Annotated in this window: 22 protein-coding genes, 1 pseudogene and 1 riboswitch; all 23 genes and pseudogenes read right to left on the reverse strand. The window is 46.6% G+C overall.

Features of this window, described 5'->3' with window-relative positions; translation table 11 throughout:
- Positions 1-209: 209 nt before the first annotated feature.
- The 23 genes and pseudogenes from DESDE_RS23030 to trmFO all read right to left on the reverse strand — a co-directional run bounded on the left by DESDE_RS23030 (position 210) and on the right by trmFO (position 23,159).
- Positions 210-1,761: pseudogene (locus tag DESDE_RS23030) on the reverse strand (IS1182 family transposase).
- A 403-nt stretch (positions 1,762-2,164) separates the two neighbouring features.
- Positions 2,165-2,479, reverse strand: coding sequence for a DMT family transporter (locus DESDE_RS14990; protein WP_014794866.1), 315 nt, complete (start codon positions 2,477-2,479; stop codon positions 2,165-2,167).
- A gap of 1 nt (position 2,480) precedes the next feature.
- Entirely contained in the window at positions 2,481-2,816 is a 336-nt protein-coding gene (locus tag DESDE_RS14995; RefSeq protein WP_014794867.1) for a DMT family transporter, read from the reverse strand.
- 75 nt (positions 2,817-2,891) lie between these two features.
- Positions 2,892-2,986, reverse strand: a riboswitch (guanidine-I (ykkC/yxkD leader).
- 119 nt (positions 2,987-3,105) lie between these two features.
- The gene (locus tag DESDE_RS15000; RefSeq protein ID WP_014794868.1) at positions 3,106-4,011 is read right to left on the reverse strand and encodes a TIGR03915 family putative DNA repair protein; all 906 of its coding nucleotides are present in this window, start codon (positions 4,009-4,011) and stop codon (positions 3,106-3,108) included.
- Positions 3,990-5,297 carry a putative DNA modification/repair radical SAM protein gene (locus DESDE_RS15005; RefSeq protein WP_014794869.1) on the reverse strand — a complete coding sequence of 436 codons (1,308 nt, stop codon included), beginning with the start codon at positions 5,295-5,297 and terminating at the stop codon, positions 3,990-3,992. The genes DESDE_RS15000 and DESDE_RS15005 overlap by 22 nt, the downstream gene beginning before the upstream one ends.
- Positions 5,298-5,466: 169 nt before the next feature.
- The gene (locus DESDE_RS15010) at positions 5,467-6,021 is read right to left on the reverse strand and encodes a hypothetical protein (protein WP_014794870.1); all 555 of its coding nucleotides are present in this window, start codon (positions 6,019-6,021) and stop codon (positions 5,467-5,469) included.
- A gap of 224 nt (positions 6,022-6,245) precedes the next feature.
- Positions 6,246-7,973, reverse strand: a complete 1,728-nt coding sequence (locus DESDE_RS15015) for a proline--tRNA ligase (RefSeq protein ID WP_014794871.1) — start codon at positions 7,971-7,973, stop codon at positions 6,246-6,248.
- Positions 7,973-9,058 carry a flavodoxin-dependent (E)-4-hydroxy-3-methylbut-2-enyl-diphosphate synthase gene (gene ispG / locus DESDE_RS15020; protein WP_014794872.1) on the reverse strand — a complete coding sequence of 362 codons (1,086 nt, stop codon included), beginning with the start codon at positions 9,056-9,058 and terminating at the stop codon, positions 7,973-7,975. Before ispG ends, DESDE_RS15015 begins: the two co-directional genes overlap by 1 nt.
- Positions 9,059-9,070: 12 nt before the next feature.
- Positions 9,071-10,135 carry an RIP metalloprotease RseP gene (gene rseP / locus DESDE_RS15025; RefSeq protein ID WP_014794873.1) on the reverse strand — a complete coding sequence of 355 codons (1,065 nt, stop codon included), beginning with the start codon at positions 10,133-10,135 and terminating at the stop codon, positions 9,071-9,073.
- Positions 10,136-10,211: 76 nt separating this feature from the next.
- Positions 10,212-11,375, reverse strand: coding sequence for a 1-deoxy-D-xylulose-5-phosphate reductoisomerase (locus DESDE_RS15030; protein WP_014794874.1), 1,164 nt, complete (start codon positions 11,373-11,375; stop codon positions 10,212-10,214).
- A gap of 15 nt (positions 11,376-11,390) precedes the next feature.
- The gene (ytvI, locus tag DESDE_RS15035; RefSeq protein ID WP_014794875.1) at positions 11,391-12,488 is read right to left on the reverse strand and encodes a sporulation integral membrane protein YtvI; all 1,098 of its coding nucleotides are present in this window, start codon (positions 12,486-12,488) and stop codon (positions 11,391-11,393) included.
- A gap of 4 nt (positions 12,489-12,492) precedes the next feature.
- Positions 12,493-13,275 (reverse strand): phosphatidate cytidylyltransferase, encoded by a 783-nt coding sequence (locus tag DESDE_RS15040; RefSeq protein WP_014794876.1) that lies wholly within the window; start codon positions 13,273-13,275, stop codon positions 12,493-12,495.
- A 10-nt stretch (positions 13,276-13,285) separates the two neighbouring features.
- On the reverse strand, positions 13,286-14,056 hold the full coding sequence (gene uppS / locus DESDE_RS15045; RefSeq protein WP_014794877.1) for an undecaprenyl pyrophosphate synthase: 771 nt from the start codon (positions 14,054-14,056) through the stop codon (positions 13,286-13,288).
- Between the two features lie 77 nt (positions 14,057-14,133).
- The gene (frr, locus tag DESDE_RS15050) at positions 14,134-14,691 is read right to left on the reverse strand and encodes a ribosome recycling factor (RefSeq protein ID WP_014794878.1); all 558 of its coding nucleotides are present in this window, start codon (positions 14,689-14,691) and stop codon (positions 14,134-14,136) included.
- A complete protein-coding gene (gene pyrH, locus DESDE_RS15055; protein ID WP_014794879.1) occupies positions 14,691-15,413 on the reverse strand; it encodes a UMP kinase in 723 nt (240 codons plus the stop codon). Before pyrH ends, frr begins: the two co-directional genes overlap by 1 nt.
- A 95-nt stretch (positions 15,414-15,508) precedes the next feature.
- Positions 15,509-16,162 (reverse strand): translation elongation factor Ts, encoded by a 654-nt coding sequence (gene tsf / locus DESDE_RS15060; RefSeq protein ID WP_014794880.1) that lies wholly within the window; start codon positions 16,160-16,162, stop codon positions 15,509-15,511.
- Positions 16,163-16,304: 142 nt separating this feature from the next.
- On the reverse strand, positions 16,305-17,042 hold the full coding sequence (rpsB, locus tag DESDE_RS15065; protein WP_014794881.1) for a 30S ribosomal protein S2: 738 nt from the start codon (positions 17,040-17,042) through the stop codon (positions 16,305-16,307).
- Between the two features lie 154 nt (positions 17,043-17,196).
- Positions 17,197-17,640: a hypothetical protein gene (locus DESDE_RS15070; RefSeq protein WP_014794882.1), complete on the reverse strand. Its 444-nt coding sequence runs from the start codon at positions 17,638-17,640 to the stop codon at positions 17,197-17,199.
- Positions 17,641-17,671: 31 nt separating this feature from the next.
- Positions 17,672-18,460 carry a GTP-sensing pleiotropic transcriptional regulator CodY gene (codY, locus tag DESDE_RS15075; RefSeq protein ID WP_014794883.1) on the reverse strand — a complete coding sequence of 263 codons (789 nt, stop codon included), beginning with the start codon at positions 18,458-18,460 and terminating at the stop codon, positions 17,672-17,674.
- A gap of 45 nt (positions 18,461-18,505) precedes the next feature.
- Complete coding sequence (hslU, locus tag DESDE_RS15080) at positions 18,506-19,882, reverse strand: ATP-dependent protease ATPase subunit HslU (protein ID WP_014794884.1); 1,377 nt, start codon at positions 19,880-19,882, stop codon at positions 18,506-18,508.
- 12 nt (positions 19,883-19,894) lie between these two features.
- A complete protein-coding gene (gene hslV / locus DESDE_RS15085; protein WP_014794885.1) occupies positions 19,895-20,425 on the reverse strand; it encodes an ATP-dependent protease subunit HslV in 531 nt (176 codons plus the stop codon).
- A gap of 99 nt (positions 20,426-20,524) precedes the next feature.
- Complete coding sequence (xerC, locus tag DESDE_RS15090) at positions 20,525-21,421, reverse strand: tyrosine recombinase XerC (RefSeq protein WP_014794886.1); 897 nt, start codon at positions 21,419-21,421, stop codon at positions 20,525-20,527.
- Between the two features lie 424 nt (positions 21,422-21,845).
- Positions 21,846-23,159, reverse strand: a complete 1,314-nt coding sequence (gene trmFO / locus DESDE_RS15095; protein ID WP_014794887.1) for a methylenetetrahydrofolate--tRNA-(uracil(54)-C(5))-methyltransferase (FADH(2)-oxidizing) TrmFO — start codon at positions 23,157-23,159, stop codon at positions 21,846-21,848.

A 23,159-nucleotide genomic window follows, 5' to 3' on the forward strand; every position in this document is an offset into this window, starting at 1 on the left:
CGGGCGTCGGCGCCTGAAGGCCGCCTGGGATACAAATAAAAAGGGCGTGTCCCAAAAGTTAATTTAAAATGTTGAGCGACACGCTCCTTTTTATCATGGACAGATAAGAAAACACCTAAAATGCAGGCTTATATCGCCACTTTAGCCCTGATCTGGGCACAACAAAGCAAGGGAAGTCTTTCCCCTTGTGGATAACTTTTTGGGTTTGATCAGGCTGCCTTAGGGATATGTAAATGTTCTCCGCAGCGCCTGGCTTGGGTTTTGTTGTGGAGTTTGTTTATGTTGAATGCCATAGCCAGTAAAAGAAGCTCTGTCTGTACTTTTACCCGGCCGCGCAGAAGAAAACGGCGAAAACCCATATCCTGTTTCAAAACACCGAAGGCTCCCTCGACCTGAATTGAGCGGTTTATCCGTAAAAGAATACCTTCGTCGGTATTGATACGGGCTTGCATTTCCTGACGCTGTCTCTGAAAGTTTTTAGAAACATGAAGGTTTTTGCTTCGTTCCTCCAGGGGTATTTTGCTTGCGCCTTTAATACATTTTGTCTTGTGTGGACATCCGTCACAGTTGGTACAGGAATATACGGTGGTCACGAGGGTGCGTCCGGCTTTAGACTTGCTTTTTTTTCTCATATGCGGCTTGGATGGGATGACCCGCATGGCAGATGTAGCTGTCATTTTCAGCATCATATGGCATATTCTCCCGTTTGCCGATGTCACTCTTGTATTTTTTAGTCTTAGCCTGCTCATGGTTGGCAGGTTTGATGAAGGCCAGTTGTCCGTTCTCCTCGCACCAGGTGTAGTTATCTTCGCTCTCAAAGCCTGCTTCCGCCACCGGCTTGGTGTAGCCAAGAGGGAGGAGCTTTTCCATCATTGGGATGAATGTATCTATATCACTGCGGGCTTGGGAGATCATCGCAGCGACGATGTACTCGGCGTCTACCGCCAAGGTGACATTGTAGCCAGGCTTTGGCTGCCCGTTTTTCATGTGATCCTCTTTCATCCGCATGAATGTGGCGTCTCTGTCTGTCTTGGAAAAGCTGTTGCGCTCACCAAAGCTGTGGTTGTAGTCGTCATATTTTTTCTGGCGGGCCAGATAAGTGTTCTGTGGTTTCGATGGCTTTTTGTAAAGGGGATTTCCGTTTGCCTTTTCCCTGGGCGAATTTCTCCTCCCCCTTTTGGGCATAAAGCTTTTTGCGCAATTTCTTCATGTCTTTGGCCTGGATTTTTTCTCCTACATAGAAGCGTATCCCAAATTGCTTTGCCAGTTTTGGCAGTTCTGTCCTCATCTTTTCCTGCATTTTGGCCTCGCCTTTTTGGGTGGACTTCTTCCAGACGAAGCTGTAGCGGTTCGCATTGGCTTCAAGTTTCGTTCCATCGATAAAGACCTGTGAAAGCGATAGTTCTCCTGCCTCTGCCAAAAGGGCTATCAGTTGGGAGAACAACTCCTCCTCCACATCAGTCAGGCGCTCACTGCAAAAACGGGCGATGTTGCATGGTCGGGGGCCGCTTCCCGGTCCAGCAGGTACATGAAGTTTACATCTCGCCGGCAGGCTTGTTCTATCTTTTGGCTGAAATAGATTCCGTTCATCCGCCCATAAATCGCAATCTTGAAGAGACTCTTCGGTGACCTCTCGATTCTCCCCATCCGGGAGTAGGCAGCATACAATTTTCTGTAATCCATCCTTTCCAGTATGCTGTTTAAAAGCCTCACCGAATCGTCCGCCGGGATCATTTCTCCTATGTCCATCGGGATTACCAGTTAATATACATTCCCGGTTAATGTATAATCTGGCCGTAAAGTATTGTTCACAACTTATATTTTACAGCAAAAAACGGCTTCTGGCTTACGCCAGTCGCCGTCTTTTGTTCTTTTTATTTAGGTGCTGTTACTGCGACAGACCCTTTTGCTTATTTATATTAACACTACCTTCAGACAATTTTTTAAAACTCACGAATTGGTTTGGGTAGTTATCTACAGCTGTGCAGCATGTGCAGGGTCAATCTTTTAGATGGGGCAAAATTCCAGTCCCCTTGCGATCTGTTCTATATCCAAATCCGATAGAATAAATCCTCCATGAGTCAGATCAGCTCTTAAATTATCTCATTATGCCAAATGGGCAGCCAACCCAAGAAAGGAATTACTGACTCCCTAGGAAACCGTACTAACTGATCAATTTTAATCCAACAGCAGAGCCAAGCACAACGGCGATAGAAATAATCCTTGGTAAATTCCGTGGTTCACCATATATCAACATCCCTAGTATCGCTCCTCCCGAAGCCCCAATTCCTGTCCACACCGCATAGGCTGTTCCCATCGGCAAAGTTTTCATAGCAAGCGCCAGAAAAATAAAACTTAGACCAAAGCCGGTGACCAGTAGGGCAAGCGCCTTCCAATTGCGGTCCTTGTGCAGCTTGTTAATCATTGTAACTCCCATCATCTCGAAAACACCTGCAATTATGAGGTATAGCCAGTCCATATCATCGCACCTCCTTCTCTTTCTGGTTGCTTAGCAGCTTGAGACTGACCACTCCACTGAGCAGCAGCACAATTAAGGCGAGTTTAGCAGGTATAACAGGTGCATTGAACAGTAGAATTTCCGCCAATACGGTTCCCGCTGTTCCAAGTCCGACGAAGACGGCATATACCGTGCCAACGGCAATATTACGCGCAGCCATAATCATCAAGTAAAAACTGATGATTATGGCAATCAATGTCCCTCCCCATTCCCAAATACCCTCCGCATGCTTCAGCCCAATCACCCAACATACTTCAAAGAAAGCGGCAATCACAACAGATGCCCAGATTTTGTTCATATCTATCCCCTCCCTTTTAAGTATTAGCAAAAAAAATAATAAAACCCGGGAAAATAAGCTGCATTATTGCAGCTATTCTCCCGGGCTTTTATCCCTCCGTGATACAGCCGTAGGCTGTCGTTTACTCTCGGACCAGGCCAGCGAACTGCGGAACCCTAGAAAACTACTTATTATTTTTGAGCACATTATACACAGCAGGCTTTCAGTTGTCAAGAATGTATCGCAGCCCCTGCATCGATGCAACATTTGGAAGCACAAATTTGATATTCAAAATTAGTTCTGCCATGGGTTAAGGCTTCAAATTTCCAAGCGCTTGGAAATTTCGCCCTTCCTGCAGCCACCTATTATCACTTAGTTTGCTACCGGAGAGCATTGCCGCCTCCTCATAGACGGGGTTTTCTCCTTTGGGTTTGTCATCTTTAGATTCTCTTGCCTTAACTTTCTGCTCAGGATAAAACTCCGTCAGATGCTTCCAAAAGCGTTTGGGCATGAAATTCATACGACAGCGGGGATTATCCCTGCTTTCAATGGCAATGGTCTTGTAGAACTGCTGCCAGAGGCGGCGGTATTCTACTTCGCTTTCTTCCGGCTCCGGCAATTCCCAATCCTCAACATCCACGATTTCCGCTCTGCCCGCTTGATGGATTAGTGCGGCCTTATGAGTCTTGTCAAAAATCATAAAGACTTCATTGGGGTAACGGCTTGAGAAGTGAGCGGCCAAGAGAGGTAAAACGAAATTTTGGGGTTCAATCATGGCGACCAAGGCTTCGTTATAAATTGAAAACCGGACGAACCCTTTATAGCGGTGGCTTTCAAAGGTTAAGTTCTGTACCGCTTTTTGCAATGCGTTGACATGCTCATCAGTCAGCATCCCCATGACATTCCCTCCTACCTTGTACCCCAGCCTTAGAAAAAGAAAAATCAGCCGTTCCTTTTGCGGGGCACAGGTCAAGAAACCAAGTCTCACCAGTTCTTGTGCTTCCAGAGAAATTTTGATGGGGATAGAATCATACACGCGCTGAGCCTTTTGAGGGTCCGTCTCAATAGTCTTAAGGGTATCAAAGAGGCCAGGCTGGCCCTCCGGCGGGAGAATGTCGAGGGGGATTTCCTTCTCCTCGTAGCTTGTGAAGACACAGCACATGAGTCCTTCAAAGCTTCCGTCGTATTTGTAGACTAAAGTTGCCCCGTCAAACACTGAATCACATCCTCTCGGGAAATGGGTGGCTCCTCGAACAGGGCCAGTTGCTGGGGTGCCTGGGAGGGAAGACTGGCGATGACCTGCTCGGACATCAGGGCTTGCATCACGTTATGAGGAGTTACCTTAAGCCCCTCCAGGGTTTTTCCTTTGCAGAGAATAAAATACTGAGCACGCTTAAGAACAACGCCCAGCTTTTTCAACCCCGCAAAATCGAGATGGGCTATTTTCCGTGCCCGCAAAATCCGGCGGGCACTGGTTACACCAATTCCCGGTACCCGCAGGAGCATTTCATAAGGGGCTTGATTGATCTCGACGGGGAACTGGTCCAGATGATTAAGGGCCCAGTTGCATTTGGGATCAACATGTAGATTAAAATTTTGATGGCCTTCATCCAATAGTTCCCGGGCTTCAAAACCGTAGAACCGCAGGAGCCAATCTGCTTGATAAAGGCGATGCTCTCTCAACAGGGGTGGTTTTGCCGAAACTGCCGGCAACAGACTGTGTTCGGCAACCGGTATGTAAGCCGAGAAAAAGACTCGTTTCAGCTGATATTTTTTATACAGCCCTTCTGCCAGGGCCAGTATCTTATAATCGGTATCCGGTGTGGCGCCAACGATGAGCTGGGTACTTTGACCTGCCGGGACAAACTTCGGAGCATGGCGGTATTTGATCAGATCCGTAGTATTTTCCGTTATTTTACCTTTGATGAGACCCATAGGCCGGAGAATAGCTTCCTTGCTCTTATCGGGAGCCAAAAGCTTCAGGCTCTCCTGGGATGGGAGTTCGATATTAACGCTGACCCGGTCCGCCAGATAGCCCAGCCGGGTTAAAATCTCATTATCTGTACCGGGAATGGCCTTAACATGAATATATCCGGCAAACCGATACTCATGACGCAAAAGTTCCAAAGTCTTAATCAGTAGTTCGGACGTATAGTTCGAATTTTTAATGACCGCCGAACTCAAAAATAACCCCTCAATATAATTGCGACGGTAAAAATTAATCGTCAGCTCGGCAAGCTCCCGGGGAGTAAAGGCAGCTCTGGGAACATCATTGGAACTGCGATTGATACAATATTTACAGTCGTAGACACAGATATTGGTCAGCAGCACTTTAAGAAGGGTTATACACCGACCGTCTGCGGCAAAGCTATGACAGATCCCGGCCGCTACCGTATTCCCAATGCTGCCTGACCTACCCTTACGCTCGACCCCACTGGAAGTGCAAGCCACATCATATTTTGCTGAGTCTGTCAAAATAGTAAGTTTATCAAATACATCCATATCCGTCCCCTCCAATTATAAGAATATAACAGAACATATATTCTTGCAAGAGGGATTGTTTGTTCCCACGAAAAACTTTATCGTTTTTTATAATAGTCAAGGCAGCGAAAGAATAGCCCGCTGCCTTCTGATCCCCATATCACTCTAAGCCTAAATTGTAGGTCTCACTTTATGGTTCAACATATTCACTTGAAAAAATTATTTCACCCACCTGGTTGTAACCTATGATTTTACTTAATATTCCTTCCGAAGAATTCAATAAGACAAACCATACCTTGCCTTTTTCATTGCTGACAATGCGCGCTTTCTTTTCTATGTCTGAATTCTTTGTTAGGACCCCGATACTAACGATATCCCCTCTAAGAATTTCACCATACGCTAAGGGAAAAGGGCTTTTCACGTATCCTTTCGTAGAGGGAAAGTATTGAGCTGTTACTTCATCTATTCCAGTATGTTCTCCGCCGAATACCCATTTCCAGCCGCTGTTGGTCTTTTGGACATATCCAGCCGCTACGCTGTGAGCATTCCCGTCATTAATTCCTTTATGATAGAACACTACTTCTCCGTCATTTACTTTCTCACTATGGAGGATCGACACAACTTCTCTCCCGGATCTTTCTATTGCTTCCTCAATAGTTCGCCCTGAAGGATGATGTGTGTTATTAAATAATGTCCCCATAATTCCAAAAAACAAGACCATTATGACAGCAAACAATCTGCTCATGTTTCTCTCCACCACCTTATCAACAAAAATCGTCAGCTGTTCCTAATATTCTTCACGCAAACATAAATCCCTCTATTTTCCATTCAAGTATGATTATGAGCAAGCCGTAAATCTGATCATGTACAAATAACGGACGATTTCTTATTCAATGGATGGATGCAAAAACAAACCGGGAGATGCTTTTTACGGCATTCCCGGTCGAGTTATAGTCATTCTACCTATCTTTACTTAACCCTTAAGGCTTCACCAATCATTCCCTGGACACGGCTTGCCAGCTCTCCCACTTTCACCAGCTGAACTTCCCCTGTCTTGCGATCCCGAAGCTCGACTTCTCCATTGGCCAAAGTCTTGCTCCCTACTGTAACTCTCAGAGGATAGCCTACCAGGTCAGCGTCTTTGAACTTGACTCCCGGCCTCTCGTCCCGATCATCCAGGACGGCTTCCACACCGAGTTTCAGCAGCTCCTGGTATAAATTCTCGCCCGTCTCGCGGACTTGCTCATCTTTCATATTGACAGGAACGACGATCACATGATAAGGAGCGATGGGGATGGGCCAGATGATTCCATCCTTATCATTGTTTTGTTCAATAGCCGCAGCCATGGTACGGCTGACTCCAATACCATAGCACCCCATGACACAGGGATGCTCGGCCCCGTTCTCATCCAGGAATACGGCATTGAGAGCTTTGGAGTATTTGGTACCCAGTTTAAAGACTTGACCCACTTCAATGCCCCGTGCTTCTTGGAGAGGGCTGCCGCATTTGGGACAGGGCTCCCCGGCTTCCACCATGCGCAGGTCAAGAACCTGATCGATGCGGAAATCCTTCTCCGGTACAGCATCCACATAGTGCTTGTCCTCAGCATTGGCACCGCAAACAGCCTTAGCCATCAAAGGTACTTCCAAATCGGCAACCACCATCAAGTCTTTGGGAATACCGATAGGGCCTACAAAGCCGGGCTCACAGCCAAGTTTTTTCTGAACCGCCTCAGGACCGGCCAACTGCAGATTGATAAAGGGACCAAGTGCATTATTCACTTTGATTTCATTGATTTCCCGGTCTCCCCGCACCAGAACCAAGAAGAGCTTATCGTCTCCCTGATAAAGAAGGGACTTCACCAATTCATTTTGGGGAACTCCTAAGAATTCAGCCACCTGTTCAATGGTCTTTGCGTTAGGAGTATCCACACTACGGTAAGCACCGGCAGGAGTATCGCCGGCAACAGGGGCGGGCTTACATTCAGCCTTCTCCACATTGGCAGCGTAATCACAATCAGGACAATAGACGACGGCCGCTTCTCCAGATTCAGCCAAGACCATAAATTCATGAGTGCCCCCCGTACCGCCGATGGCTCCGGCATCTGCCTCTACAGGGCGGAAGGTTAAACCGCAACGGGTAAAGACCTGGGTGTAAGCATCATACATTTTCTTATAGCTTTCAGCTAAGCCTGCCTCATCCCGGTCAAAGGAATAAAGATCCTTCATGATAAATTCCCGGCCCCGCATTAAGCCAAAGCGGGGACGCCGCTCATCCCGGTATTTATTTTGAATCTGATACAGAAGCAAGGGCAACTGTTTATAGGAACGGATTTCTCCCCGTACCAGATCAGTAATGATTTCTTCATGAGTCGGTCCCAGGCAGAATTCCCGATTGTGGCGGTCATTAAGGCGCATCAGCTCCTGTCCGTATAAATCCCAGCGACCGCTCTCACGCCAGAGCTCGGCAGGCTGAATAATCGGGAGCAGGACTTCTTGACCTCCCTTAATATCCATTTCTTCCCGGACAATTTGTTCAATTTTGCGCAATACACGCAAGCCCAGAGGCAAGTAGGTATAGATACCGGCAGCGGATTTACGGATTAATCCTGCTCTAACCAGCAACTGATGACTAACCACTTCCGCCTCAGCAGGAACTTCCCGCAGGGTGGGATTAAGGATTTGGCTTACACGCATTAGTGTTGCTCCTTTCCATACTGTTTCACATAATTTTCGATTTCATGGAGTAAGGCGGGCAATAGTTCTTCTTCAGATAAACGGGCGACAATCTCCCCTTTTTTAAAGAGCAAGCCCATTCCTTTGCCGCCGGCAATACCAAAATCCGCTTCCCGGGCTTCTCCGGGTCCATTGACCGCACACCCCATAACTGCAACTTTCAAGGGGCGATCTAGCGGAGGAAGATTGGAGAGCTTGTCCTCAACCTTCTCAGCTAATTCAGCGAGATTCACCTGAGTACGGCCGCAGGTCGGACAGCTGATCAGCTCTACTCCCCGGTTTCTTAACCCAAGAACTTTCAAAATTTCCAAAGCTACAGGAATCTCTTGAACAGGATCCCCGGTAAGGGATACACGCAGGGTATCTCCTATCCCTTCGGCTAAGAGACTGCCGATACCTACTGCAGATTTTACCACTCCGGAACGAACCGTTCCTGCCTCAGTGACTCCTATATGAAGGGGATAATCCACCCTTTCCGCCATTTTGCGGTAAGCTTCAAGCATCAAGGGGACATGGGAAGCCTTTAAGGAGACTTTGATTTTGTCATAGCCTTCTTCTTCAAGCAAATGTATATGCCCTAAGGCACTTTCCACCATTCCTTCAGGGGTGACTCCCTGATATTTTTCCAGGATTTCTTTTTCCAGTGAACCGGCATTAACCCCGATCCGAATAGGTATCTCTCTTTCCTTACAGGCCCGGACAACCTCCTGCACCTTCCAGCGTGCGCCGATATTGCCCGGATTCAGTCTTAACCCGTGAACACCTTGTTCGATAGCCAGCAAAGCCAGCTGATAATCGAAATGGATGTCGGCGATGACGGGAAGCTCGCTCTTCAAGGCAATGTCTTTGAGAGCATGGCCCGCATCCCGATCCAGCACGGCCAGCCGTACCACCTCACACCCAGCTTTGGCCAAGGCGTTAATCTGAGCCAGGGTACTGGAGATGTCCCGGGTATCTGTATTGGTCATAGATTGGACGACGATAGGAGCTCCTCCCCCTATGGTTACATCTCCAATCCTTACGGTTTTCGTCATCTTGCGCTCCACATTGAGGCCTCCTTATCCTTTGCCTGAAAAGAGTTTTAAAATATCTTGATAAGTGACTGCCAACATTAAGCACATTAAGAAAATGAAGCCCAGAAAATGAATAAAGTTTTGTCGTTCGGGGTTCATAGGTTTACCCCTCAGTCCCTCGATCAGCAAAAAGACCAGGTGGCTTCCATCAAGGGCTGGAATGGGAAAAAGATTAAGGAGGCCCAGTTGAATACTCAATATCCCGATAAATCCTAAATAATTCTCCCAGCCTGACTCAGCACTTTGATCGATGGCTTGAACAATGGCTACCGGTCCTCCCAGTTCAGCCTTCGTCTCACCTGTAATCATCTGAGCTAAGGTGACTAAGATCAAACGAGTGAAATTAATGGTCTGTTCCAGCCCATAGCGTGCCGCTTCCAGTAAACTCGTCTTCTGATAGGTAACCTCCGGACTGATCCCCACCAGACCGTTTCCTGAGGTGGGGTCTTTCTGGGTCGTTATGGTTAGGGCTCTTTGCATTCCTTGATGCTCAACCACAAGAACAACCTCTTGCTCAGGCTTAATATGAATCGCTTGGGTTAAATCCGTCCAAGTAGAAGTCTCGACTCCATTGACCGAAACAATTTTATCCCCGGGCTCAATCCCGGCGGCCTGAGCAGGCATTCCTTGAATCAGCGAACCTACGACATTGGTATTGGTTGCTGTGGCGATGCCAAAATAGGCAAAGACAATCATGAATAAAAATATAGCCAAGACTAAATTCATAATGGGTCCTGCGGCGATAACCGACATGCGCTGCCATACTTTTTTGTTATTGAAGCTGCGCGGATCTGTGGTAGGGGCTAAAACCTGGTTCCCATTTTCGTCTGTCTCAGCATCCATTCCATAAAGCTTTACAAAGCCACCTAAAGGAACCAGCCTTAGGGAGTAAGCAGTTTCTTTGCCTTTAAAACCGATGATCTTCGGCCCAAATCCAAAAGCAAACTCCAACACCTTAATGCCATTTAAACGGGCCACAATAAAATGACCGAGTTCATGAATCATAACCAGCAGCCCGAAAGCAAATACCACAGCTATAGCACTTACCAAACTAAACCCTCCTCCATTCTTCCACTATGAATGGTGTCCTTGCTCATGTTTCTCTTAATCTTATACCAATCTATCTTCAACTATGCCTTGTCTTATTCGAAAGGATGAGCTCTTCCGTGCGAACACGCGCCCAATGATCCGCATTAAGTATGGTTTCCAAATCTGTAGCATCTAACACATCATGCTCCCAGCAAACCTTATCCACCAAGGCGATGATTTCCGGATAGGACACCCTGCGTGATAAAAAGGCATGAACCGCAACTTCATTGGCAGCATTCATAACAGCCGGCAAAGTCCCTCCCCGTTTTCCACAAGCATAGGCAAGCTTCAAGGCAGGAAAATCATAATCCTCCGGATCAAAAAAGGTTAAGCTCTTTCCCCGCAGATCAAGCCGTTCCAATGGATTAGGCCAGCGGGTCGGGTAAGCTAAGGCATACTGGATAGGCAAACGCATATCCGGTCTCCCCAATTGGGCCAGGACACTCCCGTCACAGTATTGGACCATAGAATGAATCACACTTTGGGGATGAATCAATACCTCGATCTGCTCATACTCCATATTGAAGAGGTGATGAGCCTCGATAACTTCTAAACCTTTATTCATCATGGTCGCTGAATCAATGGTTATCTTTGCTCCCATAGCCCAATTAGGGTGCTGGAGAGCTCTTTCCGGAGTGACTTCTTTCAACTGTTCTTCAGACCATCCCCGGAAAGGACCGCCGGAAGCGGTAAGTATGATCTTCTCCAGGGTACGCGAATCACTTTCCATACATTGGAAGATTGCAGAATGCTCACTATCCACCGGAAGAATAGCTCTACCCAGCCTTCTGGCTGTCTCCATAACCAACTCGCCGGCGGCAACCAAAGTTTCTTTATTGGCTAAGGCAATATCTTTTCCCGTCTGCAAAGCTTCCAGGGTCGGTTCTAAACCAATCCGTCCGCTGATAGCAGTTACCACCGTATCCGGCACCTCATCTGTAACCGTTCGCAGGAGCCCCTCCATCCCATGAACCACTTCGATGTCCAGGTCTGCTATCCTATGCTTTAACTCCAGAGCAGCCTTTTCCTCCATCAGCCCAATGATCTGGGGCCTGAACTCCCGGGCTTGGAGTTCAATTTCCTTGACATTCTTCCCTGCCGCCAAAGCAAAAACTTCTAATTTCTCCGGATTCTGACGCACAATATCCAGGGTTTGTGTTCCAATAGACCCCGTAGAGCCTAGAATTGTCAATCTCTTCACGCGCTCACTACCTTCTTATTTTCCAAAAAAGCCTGCTTTTCTTAAAGCTTCATAAATAATCACTAAACCCGGTCCTAAAATCAAACCAAAAGCACCCAATAATTTCAAACCAACATACATGGAAATAATGGTGGCCAAGGGATGAATCCCAATATTTTGGGACATGATTTTAGGTTCGATAATTTGCCTTACGACCATGGCTATCAAATATATGATTAAGAGCTTAATGCCCTCAGATACCGAACCCAAAATAAACAAACCAACAATCCAAGGGACAAAAATCATCCCTGTTCCGACGATGGGCAATAAATCTAAAAAGACAGAAATAAAACCAATGGTGAAGGCATAGGGGTTACCCATCCATACTAATCCTAAAGTCAAAATAAGGCCGGTTACAGAAATAAGTATGGCTTCCGCCCGAACGAATCCAACCACCGCAGCCCCCAGATCCCGGCTTACGGAATGGGCACTGGGCTTCCACTTTCGAGGGATCAGGTTGCTGAAAAAATTCTTGACTCCCGGGTAACTGGCACTCATAAAGAAGGTGGCAACGATGGATACGACTAAGACCACAAAAACTCCCGGCAAGGCGGAAATGAAATTCAAAAGAATCTTGCTGCCCGCGAGAGCCCAGCCCTGCAACGAGTCAATGAGTCCCTGAGTGGCATTATTGATGGAAATTTGGACTTGAGGATTGAGCTGGATAAAGTTGTCGACTGTGTCGAGAATGTTGTTAAAAAAAGTCACCAAATACCCGTAGCTAGGGAAAGAATGACCCAGGTCAGACAGCTCTGTATAGAGACGGGCTATAATCAAAAAGACGATACTGCCAATTCCAAAAATAGCAAGAACTAAGGCCAAAATTGCGGCGATGGGTCTGCTTGCCTTTAATCCGCGCATAAATCGTATGACCAAAGGTTCCAGCAAAAGGGCGATGAAAAAAGCAATAATGAAAGGTAAAAGCGCAGCAAGGAGTTGACTCATAACCCGGCTGAAAACAGGCATAAACTCCACAAAGAAAAATGTAATAACTTTGAGCAGCACCAAAATAAAGGTAATAACCGCTAAGCGATTAATATTTTGTTTAAGCTTCGGTTCCTCCTGAAGATTCACAGAATCACCTCACAAATAATGCCCAATAATACATAATGGGTATCACAAATAAAAGACTATCAAAGCGGTCGAGAATTCCCCCATGTCCTGGAATAACCTTCCCTGAATCTTTAATGTTTGCACTGCGTTTCAGGGCGGATTCGAACAGGTCACCAATCTGAGCACTGACAGCTACGACAATGCTTAAAACAATGTACGCTATAAAAGGGGCGCCGCCAATAATTTTCCACGCCAGGATGCCGCTTAGAATACAAAAAACCAGTCCCCCTAAGGAACCCTCTATGGTCTTTTTGGGACTGACGTGAGGGGCAAGTAAGCGCTTCCCCATGACTCTCCCTATAAGGTATGCAAAAGTGTCCGTAGCCCATACCAAAATAAACGTGAGAATTGCCCAAGCTATTCCTTCAGAGAATCCTCGGATAAGATAGAGATGAGAAAACAGCACCACAGTGTAAATCGGAGCAAAACAATTATACCCTGCTTCTCCCAAATTAACCCTGGGATACCCTAAAGCCATTCTTCCCATAGCAAACAAAAGCCATGCAATCATTAAAGGAAATTTCCATTGGGTTTCGCCCGCAAACATCAGGTATAGCCATACCATGGAAAAGATACCCGAACTTATAGTCCATGCTTTAAATCCTAATTTTTCACCAATGGCCAGAGCTTCCTTAAGCGCTATGAGGGAAACCGTCGTCACAAGTAAAGCAGTATATACCCCTCCCAAATATGTCAATCCCAATATAATAGGGACAAAAACCAAGGCGCTTAGTGTTCTTGTCAGCATATGATACTCCTTACCGCTTGTTCAACCCGCCAAAACGACGCTCCCGCTTCTGAAACTCCAGAAGCGCTTCAATCAGTTGATCCGGATTAAAATCAGGCCACAAACATTCTGTGACAACAATCTCGGTGTAAGCAATCTGCCATAATAAAAAATTACTTACACGCAACTCCCCCGAAGTCCGAATGAGTAAATCCGGATCAGGTAATCCTGATGTAAACAGATGTTGTGAGATAACTTCTCCCGTAATTTCTTCAGGTGTCAACTCTTTCTTCATGACTTCTTCACAGAGCCGCCGTACTGCTGAAGTTATTTCTGCACGTCCACCATAATTTAAGGCTAGATTGAGAATAAGCCCCCTATTGTTCTCTGTTTTTTTAATAGAGCGCTTTAATTCTTTTTGCGCTTCCGAAGGGAGCTGTTCCATATTGCCAATCATTTGTATGCACACCTTATTCTGGTGGAGTTCATCCAATTCACGTCGTAAGTAATCGATTAATAGATTCATTAAAATATTGACTTCATCTTTGGGTCTACTCCAGTTTTCGGTGGAGAAAGCGTAAACCGTTAAGACCTCAATGCCAAGATTTGAACAAGCCTTAACAATATCCCTCAGTGCTTCGACGCCGGCCTTATGACCTACCGCTCGGGGTAAGCCTCGCTTCTGAGCCCAGCGGCCATTCCCATCCATGATAATAGCTATATGCCGCGGCAAATTATTCTTATCCAGCTGATCGACTAAGGTTTTGCTTTTCTCTTTTTTGTCCCAAAATCTATGCCACATTTCCATACCTCCAATGGGCAGACCTTAAAGAGGGTAAAGACCCCCTTATGTTTAAAGGGGGTCAAATCCACTGGAAATCAAACTTCCATGATTTCCTTTTCCTTTATACCCATAATACGATCAATTTCTTTTACGAATTTATCGGTCATCTTTTGTACATCATCCTGAGCCCGTTTGACTTCATCTTCTGAAGCCGTATGGTCTTTTTCCAGTTTCTTAAGGTCGTCATTGCAGTCCCGGCGGATGTTGCGTACTGCAACCCGGGATTCTTCAGCTTTTTTCTTCACAGTCTTTACGATTTCTGTTCTTCGTTCAGCGGTTAACTGAGGAATGATTAGACGAATAACTGCACCATCGCTTGAGGGATTCAATCCTAAATCAGATTTCAAAATCGCTTTCTCGATCATGGGCAGACTGGATTTATCCCAGGGCTGAATCGCAAGCATGCGAGGCTCCGGAACTGAAATATTGGCCAGCTGGTTCACTGGAGTTTGGGTCCCGTAGTACTCCACGGTGATCTTATCCAGCATGTTGGGATTGGCCCGCCCTGCACGAATCGTAGAATATTCTCTTTTTAGCGCTTCCACTGCTTTGACCATACGGTCTTCTGCTTCTTTTAAAACGTCATTAATCATTATTTATCCCTCCCTACATAGGTTCCAATGGATTCACCCATGATTCCTTTTAGGATATTACCCTTTTTGTTTAGGTCAAACACGATAAGAGGAATATTATTGTCCATACACAATGAAGCTGCTGTAGAGTCCATAACGCCCAATCCCTGGCTAAGAACATCTAGGAAGGTCAGTCTGTCATATTTCTTAGCTTCAGGATTTTTCAGGGGATCACAATCATAAACTCCATCCACACGTTTGGCCATAAGGATGGCTTCGGCTTCAATCTCCGCAGCACGCAGTGCTGCCGTGGTATCCGTTGAGAAATAAGGGTTTCCGGTCCCAGCCGCAAAAATAACAATGCGTCCTTTTTCAAGGTGGCGGATAGCCCGTCTTCTAATATAAGGTTCCGCCACTTGTCTCATCTCAATAGCGGACAAGACACGAGTAGCCGCACCAGCCTTTTCCAAGGCATCCTGCAACGCTAAAGCGTTCATTACCGTGGCAAGCATTCCCATATAATCCGCATTGGCCCGGTCCATCCCTTGATTGCTTCCCGCAATTCCTCTCCAGATGTTTCCACCACCAACCACTAAGGCCACTTCTACTCCAAGCTTCTGGATTTCAACAACTTGTTCTGCAACGGCTACAAGCATATCATGAGCAATACCAAAGCCCTGATTCCCGGCTAACGCTTCTCCGCTAAGTTTTAAGATAACCCGGCGATATCGTGGTGTTTCCATTGCTGAACCTCCAAATACATATTTCTACATAACGAAAAATAATCCTCTTCGCTATTCTAAAAAGAGAACACCTAAGTGTCCTCTAATTGCTTACCTTAGCGGTTCATTTCTTTCATAACTTCTGCAGCAAAGTCTTCTTGACGTTTCTCGATCCCTTCGCCCATTTCATAGCGAGTAAAGCGACGAATCACGATACGTTCTCCGATCTTAGCAGTCTTTTCAAGTACGAGATCATTAATGGTCTTATCCGGATCTTTCACAAATTCTTGCTCAAGCAGACATACTTCTTTATAGTATTTGGAGATCCTTCCTTCGACCATCTTATCAACGATCTTCTCGGGTTTTCCTTCATTTAGAGCCTGAGCTCTGAGAATATTCTTTTCATGCTCCAGTTCCTCTTCAGGAACATCCGCTTTCGAAAGGTAAAGGGGCTTTGCCGCAGCAATTTGCAACGCGATATCTCTGGCAAATTGTTTGAAATCATCCGTATTGGCCACGAAATCTGTTTCACAGTTGATTTCGAGCATGACGCCGATTCTTCCGCCGCCATGAATATAGGCTTCAACGATTCCTTCGGCTGCGATGCGTCCTTCTTTCTTGGCTGCAGCAGCGAGACCTTTTTCACGAAGGAAATCAATCGCTTTATCCATATCGCCACCGACTTCGTTAAGAGCTTTTTTACAATCCATCATTCCGGCTCCGGTACGTTCACGGAGCTCTTTTACTTGAGCTGCACTAACTTCTGCCATGTTAAAACCCTCCAAACATTTGTATGTATTTCTTTCGACAGGACATTACAGAAAAGGAGCAGGATGAGCATCCGGGAAGCTTAACCAACCCTTCTTCACCCTGCCCCTCTACTTAATCCACATTTACCCGTATGGGGGATAATTATTCAGCAACGACTTCTTCAGCAGCTTCTTCTGCTGCTTCTTCAGCTTCATCGCTTCCTTGTTGTCCCTCAATGATGGCATCCGCTATACGACCTGTTAAGAGCTTCACTGCACGAATTGCGTCATCATTCGCTGGAATGACCACGTCGATTTCATCAGGATCACAGTTCGTATCCACAATACCAACGATAGGAATGTTCAAGCGATGGGCTTCAGCCACAGCGATCCGCTCTTTGCGTGGATCCACAACGAACAAAGCATCCGGAAGTCTTTTCATGTTCTTGATTCCGCCTAAGAATCTCTCCAACTTCTCCATTTCATGGCGAAGTGAAGCAACTTCCTTTTTAGGAAGAACCTCGAATACTCCTTCAGCTTCCATCTTTTCCAATTCACGAAGACGGTTAACACGCTTTTGAATGGTTTGGAAGTTGGTCATCATGCCGCCGAGCCAACGCTCATTGACATAATACATACCGCAGCGTTCAGCTTCTTCTTTCACTGACTCCTGGGCTTGCTTCTTAGTACCGACAAACAAAACAGTACCGCCATCTGCCGCTAAATTCCGCACGTAATTGTAGGCTTCTTCTACCTTTCTTACGGTTTTTTGCAGGTCAATGATATAGATACCATTGCGCTCCGTAAAAATGTAACGAGCCATTTTAGGATTCCAACGACGAGTTTGATGACCGAAGTGAACACCGGCTTCTAGTAATTGCTTCATAGAAATTACAGCCATTGTGTTGCACCTCCTTTCTTGTTTTTTTCCTCCGCAGGTTCATCTTTTGGCTTACCCTGATCTCAGGGAACTTAAGCCGCCATCCCTCTGCGTGTGTAGTCATTTCACACTGCGAATAGGATATCATAGTTGGAACTCCAATGCAACAAAAAGCTTATGCACAGGAAAAGTTTGTCCGAATTTCATTCTCTTTGATGTACTGCTCCAACTCTGTCATCAGTTCCGGAAAAGGAAAATAGAGATCGCTGAGATAATAATCTTGTTTTTTGGTTTTGATCTGAACGATTTCCTTGCCTTGCTTGGTCGTAAAAAGGGCAATTCGGCGAATCTCAGCAGGGGAGAGGCTGTACTCTCCCCTCAGAGAACCAAAGACTAACCGATTGTCACTGATCCGAAAACTCTTGCTCCGTCCATAAACACATACGGCGACAATCCCCAGAGCGGTAAGACCATAGATAACCCGCAGTATATTCGTTTCCAAAGCCGAAATCTTTAATCCGTAGTGCAGACCAGCTAAAGCAAGTGGGGCAATGACGAGATATAGTCCCCCGGGAATCAGCAAAGGCTTCACTTGATAGGAATAAACCTGTTCTTCCATCGAGATCCCTCCACCTTTGTGTTTACAGGGATTATTTATTGTGGCTGATTTTGTCCAGCTCTTCCAGGAGATAATCATTCAATACGCGGATGTAGGTCCCTTTCATCCCTAAAGATTTGGATTCAATCACACCGGCGGATTCAAATTTTCTTAAGGCGTTGACAATGACGGAACGGGTAATTCCCACACGGTCGGCGATCTTGCTGGCAACCAGTAATCCATCCCCGCCTCCCAGTTCGGCAAAGATATGCTCTACAGCTTCCAATTCTGAATAAGACAAGGTGCCTACAGCGATTTGGACAGCCGCTTTCTTCCGGGCTTCTTCTTCTGCCCGCTCAGCTTTTATCCGCAGGATTTCCATACCAACTACTGTAGCTCCGTATTCAGCAAGGATTAAATCTGCTTCGCTGAAATCCTGATCGAATTTTGCCAATACTAATGTTCCCACGCGTTCTCCGCCTCCGAGAATCGGGACAATCGTGGTAATTTTATTGTTGAAATGACAACGCTCTTTTTCGTTAAATACGCATCCGTTGGCTACTTGAGTTGTATTGGACCGAGTTTCTGTTACCTTTAATAATCCTTCATTATAGCTTTCAGGAAAACGCTCGGTATGAACAACGATGTCTTCCATGGTGTTGCAGCCAAAATTAGGCATAAAGCTATAGCCCAGAATCTTGCCACGCCGTCCTACGATATAGCAGTTGGACTGAATGGATTCACTGAGCACATTGGCCATTTCATCGAAGTCTACTGGATGTCCGGCAGCCTTCTGGATTAATTTACTGATACCTCTTGTTTTTTCCAATAAGTTTTTCATTGCGAAAATTCCTCCTATTATTTAAACCCTGATTCAAATTCCCTGTTAAAGGATATACCTGGAAAGATCCTGATTCCTTACGATATTTCCAAGCCGGTGTTGAATATATTCCCGATTAATCGTAACCGTATAATCTTCAGGCAGCTCCGAGGCCTCGAAGGACAATTCCTCCAAGACTCTTTCCACGATGGTATGAAGTCTTCTGGCCCCGATGTTTTCTGTGTTGGAATTCACTTCGTAGGCAACTTTTGCTAATTCATCAATAGCATTCTCTGTAAACTCGACCTTTATCCCTTCGGTTTCCAGCAGAGCACTGTACTGCTTAATTAATGAGGATTGGGGCTCAGTCAGAATCCGTTTAAAATCCTCAATGCTCAGGGATTCCAGTTCAACCCGGATGGGAAAGCGCCCCTGAAGCTCGGGAATAAGGTCCGATGGTTTGGCCACGTGAAATGCACCGGCTGCTATAAACAGGATGTGATCGGTCTTTACGGGTCCGTACTTTGTGTTAATCGTGGAGCCTTCCACAATAGGCAGTATGTCCCTCTGGACGCCTCCCCTGGATACATCGGGACCCGAAGCTCCCTCTCTTCCGGCAATCTTATCGATTTCGTCGAGGAAAACCATCCCTTCTTGTTCTGCCCGGCGAATCGCTTCTTGAACAGCTTCATCATGATCAATGAGCTTCTGTGCCTCTTCAGTGGTTAGGATACGACGAGCCTCTCTGACTGTAACTTTCCGTTTATGCCGCTTTTTGGGAAGCATTCCTGCCATCATATCCTGAAGATTTGTATTAATTTCCATGCCGGTTCCTAAAAAATCAGGGAGAAGGGGTTGGTTGTCCTCTACCTCAACCTCGATGACTTGATCATCAAGTTCTCCACTGCGCAAGCGTTCACGTATAAACGACCGATCTCTTTCAATCTCGGGAGTTACCGTCTCATCTTTTTCTTGTCCTTGGTTAAACAAAAATTGGAAAGGGTTTGACGAATTATTTTCCTGGCGTTTCCCTGGAACGAGTAGGGCTTCAAGGCGCTTTTCCGCAGCTTGTGCAGCCTGAATCTCCACCTCTTCCATCTTCTCCGTCTTAACCATGCGCAAAGAAATTTCCACTAAATCACGGATGATGGATTCAACATCTCTGCCCACATAGCCCACTTCCGTAAACTTTGTGGCTTCCACTTTAAGAAAAGGAGCTCGTACCAGTTTGGCCAGGCGTCTGGCAATCTCAGTTTTCCCAACCCCTGTGGGGCCTATCATGAGAATATTCTTAGGGAGAACTTCTTCTTGCATCCCTTCGGGAAGCAAGCTCCTTCTGAAGCGATTACGGAGAGCTATTGCTACTGACCGTTTAGCTTGGTTTTGACCTACGATATATCGATCCAGTTCCCGGACAGTTTCCCGTGGTGTAAGTTGTTCCATTGGCTCCCCTCCTTACAGTTCTTCAACAATAATTTGGTCATTGGTATATACGCAAATAGACGAAGCAACCTCCATAGCCTCTTGAACAAGCTGTGCAGGTTGGAGATCTGTATTTTTAACCAATGCCCGGGCTGCTGCTAAAGCATAGTTACCACCGGAGCCAATCGCCGCTATTCCATCGTCAGGTTCGATGACCTCACCAGAGCCTGAAATTAAGAGCATGCTTTGTTTATCTGCTACAATGAGCAGAGCTTCAAGATTGCGAAGTGCCTTATCCATCCGCCAGTCTTTGGCAAGCTCTACAGCAGCTCGTTGGAGATTTCCTTGGTATTCCTCAAGCTTATTTTCAAATTTCTCGAAGAGTGTAAAAGCATCGGCAACGGAACCAGCGAACCCGGCAAGAACTTTGCCGTGGAACAGTCGGCGCACTTTTCTTGCTTTATGCTTCATAACAGTTGCCTGGCCCATAGTAACCTGGCCATCACCAGCCATTGCTACCTGGTTATCCTTTTTTACGGCAACGATGGTCGTTGCATGGAACATAGGAATACCTCCTTATATCGGCAGTTTACAGAATTATTGGGTAAGTGTCAAGGGAAGTTGTGTACAATTGTTGTCTTTTTGTGAAAATTTACAAGCCCCTTACATTTTCTTTGCCCGGGGATGACTTTGCTCATAGATTTCCCGTAATCGTTCCTTCGTTAAATGAGTATAGATCTGGGTAGAGGAGAGCTTGGCATGCCCCAATAGCTCCTGGACGCTGCGAAGATCAGCTCCGCCATCAAGTAAATGGGTGGCAAAGGAGTGACGAAGCATATGGGGATGAAGGTGTTGTGATAACCCAGCCTCCAGCGCCAATCCATCGAGAATCCGGCGTATGGAACGAACGGATAACCGCGATCCCTGGTAATTCAAGAGTAACGCCTCTTGTTCATCCTCTCTCATGTTCAGATACTTCCGGGCGGCTTCCAGGGCGTAATGGGTTAAGGGAACGATTCTCTCTTTATTTCCTTTTCCGCGAACCCGAAGAAGGGAAGTCCCCTCATCGATATCCTGACGATTAAGATCGGCCAGCTCGCTGACCCGTAAGCCGGATCCGTAGAGCAATTCCAGGATCACCTGATCCCGCGCCCCCAGCAGTGTGGTGCAGTCAGGAGTGTGAATCAGTTTATCCAGTTCTTCTATCGAGAGAAAGTGGGGCAGCTTCCTTCCTAACTTAGGGGTGGCTATGCGCTGAATAGGATTTTTCTGCAGGATTCCTTCCCGGCATAGGAATTTAAAAAAGGCTCTCAAGGCAGAAAGTTTGCGGGCCATGCTTTTTCTCTCCAGGCCCCGGTCCGTCATTTCCCCAAGGAAACTGCGAACGATGTATATATCCACCTGATCGACGGTTATTTTTTCCGGTTCTTCGCCTAACTCCCGGGCGGCGAAATCAAAGAATTGGATGAGGTCATTATGGTAAGCTATGAGCGTATGCTCAGATCGGTTTTGGGTTTTAAGGTGGCCGTCGAATAAGCTGAGGGCATGATCGGCTTGCATGGTGCATTCTCACCTCTTCGTTTTTAGAATGAAAACTTTGGCCGGGTCGTGTAGCTTTGCGCACAACGCTCTCTCCGTAGCTCCAGGGCTGGTCAACTCGCTTTCTTAACAGCTACGCCAAACCCCGCTGCTTTCTGCATGCGAACCGTGGCTGCGCTATGTTAAGAAAGCCTCGTTGACCCGACCGCCCCTCCACTAAATCCGTTCGCTTTTGTGCGCAAAGCTACGCTTGCGGGTCCTTTTCACGTCCTCATAAGATACTCGAACAAATGCTTGAAAACCCACCCAAGGATTATGCTTTCCGAAAGAGAACAGCTTTAGGCGAGCGGATACCGAACTTCGCGAAGAGCCTGAGCGATTAGTTCGGTCCGCGCAGACTATAGAGTGAACGTGGAAAATATAATCCTGGAGAGTTTGCTTTCACTTAATTAAGCCCCTCCGCTGCTTTGAACTCCTCCAGCTTCGCCAAAGCCCGTTCGGAGATTTTTGCGTTTTTCTCCTTTTTAGCTTTGATACGGACCTCTAGAGGTGGGAGAAGACCGTAGTTGATGCTCATGGGTTGGAAGTCCACGCTGGGGGATCCTTCTAAATGGCGAGCCAGAGAGCCAAGGGCTGTTTCCTGTGGGAAAATAAGGGTGGGCAGGTTCTTGAGGCGGCGAACGGCGTTGAGACCTGCCACTAAGCCGCTGGCTGTAGATTCTACATAGCCTTCTACTCCGGTGATTTGACCGGCAAAAAAGAGATTGGGCGATTTTTGGAGGCTGTAGTCGGCCTTTAATACTTTGGGGGCATTTAAGAAGGTATTGCGATGCATGACTCCGAAACGGACGAATTCGGCATTTTCTAAGCCGGGGATAAGACGGAAAACCCGTTGCTGCTCTCCCCATTTGAGATGGGTTTGGAAACCCACCAAATTAAAAAGGGTCCCTGCGCGGTTTTCTTTGCGGAGCTGTACAACAGCATAGGATCGTTTGCCAGTGCGTGCATCGATAAGGCCTACGGGTTTAAGAGGGCCAAAGGTCAGGGTTTGCTCTCCCCGGGCTGCCATGACCTCGACGGGCATACAGCCTTCAAAGATTTTACCTTTTTCAAAGCCTTTGACTTCAGCCGTCTCGGCCTTGATGAGTTCGTTGTAAAAAATTTTGTATTCTTCTTCAGTCATGGGACAATTCAAATAATCTGGGTCCCCTTTATCATAACGAGAGGCCCAGAAGGCTTTTTCCATATTAATCGACTCTAAGGTAACGATGGGAGCTGCAGCATCGTAAAAGGAAAGGGCATCCTCACCTGTCACCTTCTGGATGTCCAGCGCTAAATCCTCCGAGGTCAATGGCCCTGAGGCAATCACAGCAATACCCGATGGGGGAAGTGACTTGACCTCTTCCCGGTGAACTTGGATCAGGGGATGCTCTTCGAGAATTTTCGTTATTTCTTGAGAAAATTTCTCACGGTCAACGGCTAGAGCGCCTCCCGCAGGTACAGCGTACCGGTCTGCTGCTCTCATGAGTAACGAATCCAGCCGGCGCATCTCTTCTTTTAACAGTCCGGCTGCGTTATCCAATCCTGCCCCTTTAAGAGAATTACTGCAGACCAATTCGGCAAAATGCTCTGTATGATGGGCCGGTGTCATTTTCACCGGCCTCATTTCATAAAGCTCAACTTCTATTCCTTGTCGGGCAATCTGCCAGGCGGCTTCCGCTCCGGCCAGACCTGCCCCGATCACTGTAATGGCTGACAT

Source organism: Desulfitobacterium dehalogenans ATCC 51507, assembly GCF_000243155.2.
GTDB classification, from domain to species: Bacteria; Bacillota; Desulfitobacteriia; order Desulfitobacteriales; family Desulfitobacteriaceae; genus Desulfitobacterium; species Desulfitobacterium dehalogenans.

What these genes read in the sequence shown, in the direction of transcription:
- trmFO (WP_014794887.1), bottom strand. Translation starts at nt 23,159, where the DNA reads ATGTCAGCCATTACAGTGATCGGGGCAGGTCTGGCCGGAGCGGAAGCC.
- xerC (WP_014794886.1), bottom strand. Translation starts at nt 21,421, where the DNA reads ATGCAAGCCGATCATGCCCTCAGCTTATTCGACGGCCACCTTAAAACC.
- DESDE_RS15040 (WP_014794876.1), bottom strand. Translation starts at nt 13,275, where the DNA reads ATGCTGACAAGAACACTAAGCGCCTTGGTTTTTGTCCCTATTATATTG.
- hslV (WP_014794885.1), bottom strand. Translation starts at nt 20,425, where the DNA reads ATGTTCCATGCAACGACCATCGTTGCCGTAAAAAAGGATAACCAGGTA.
- frr (WP_014794878.1), bottom strand. Translation starts at nt 14,691, where the DNA reads ATGATTAATGACGTTTTAAAAGAAGCAGAAGACCGTATGGTCAAAGCA.
- DESDE_RS15070 (WP_014794882.1), bottom strand. Translation starts at nt 17,640, where the DNA reads ATGGAAGAACAGGTTTATTCCTATCAAGTGAAGCCTTTGCTGATTCCC.
- hslU (WP_014794884.1), bottom strand. Translation starts at nt 19,882, where the DNA reads ATGGAACAACTTACACCACGGGAAACTGTCCGGGAACTGGATCGATAT.
- rpsB (WP_014794881.1), bottom strand. Translation starts at nt 17,042, where the DNA reads ATGGCTGTAATTTCTATGAAGCAATTACTAGAAGCCGGTGTTCACTTC.
- DESDE_RS15010 (WP_014794870.1), bottom strand. Translation starts at nt 6,021, where the DNA reads ATGAGCAGATTGTTTGCTGTCATAATGGTCTTGTTTTTTGGAATTATG.
- DESDE_RS15005 (WP_014794869.1), bottom strand. Translation starts at nt 5,297, where the DNA reads ATGGATGTATTTGATAAACTTACTATTTTGACAGACTCAGCAAAATAT.
- DESDE_RS14995 (WP_014794867.1), bottom strand. Translation starts at nt 2,816, where the DNA reads ATGAACAAAATCTGGGCATCTGTTGTGATTGCCGCTTTCTTTGAAGTA.
- pyrH (WP_014794879.1), bottom strand. Translation starts at nt 15,413, where the DNA reads ATGGAAACACCACGATATCGCCGGGTTATCTTAAAACTTAGCGGAGAA.
- uppS (WP_014794877.1), bottom strand. Translation starts at nt 14,056, where the DNA reads ATGTGGCATAGATTTTGGGACAAAAAAGAGAAAAGCAAAACCTTAGTC.
- tsf (WP_014794880.1), bottom strand. Translation starts at nt 16,162, where the DNA reads ATGGCAGAAGTTAGTGCAGCTCAAGTAAAAGAGCTCCGTGAACGTACC.
- DESDE_RS14990 (WP_014794866.1), bottom strand. Translation starts at nt 2,479, where the DNA reads ATGGACTGGCTATACCTCATAATTGCAGGTGTTTTCGAGATGATGGGA.
- DESDE_RS15015 (WP_014794871.1), bottom strand. Translation starts at nt 7,973, where the DNA reads ATGCGTGTAAGCCAAATCCTTAATCCCACCCTGCGGGAAGTTCCTGCT.
- codY (WP_014794883.1), bottom strand. Translation starts at nt 18,460, where the DNA reads ATGAAAAACTTATTGGAAAAAACAAGAGGTATCAGTAAATTAATCCAG.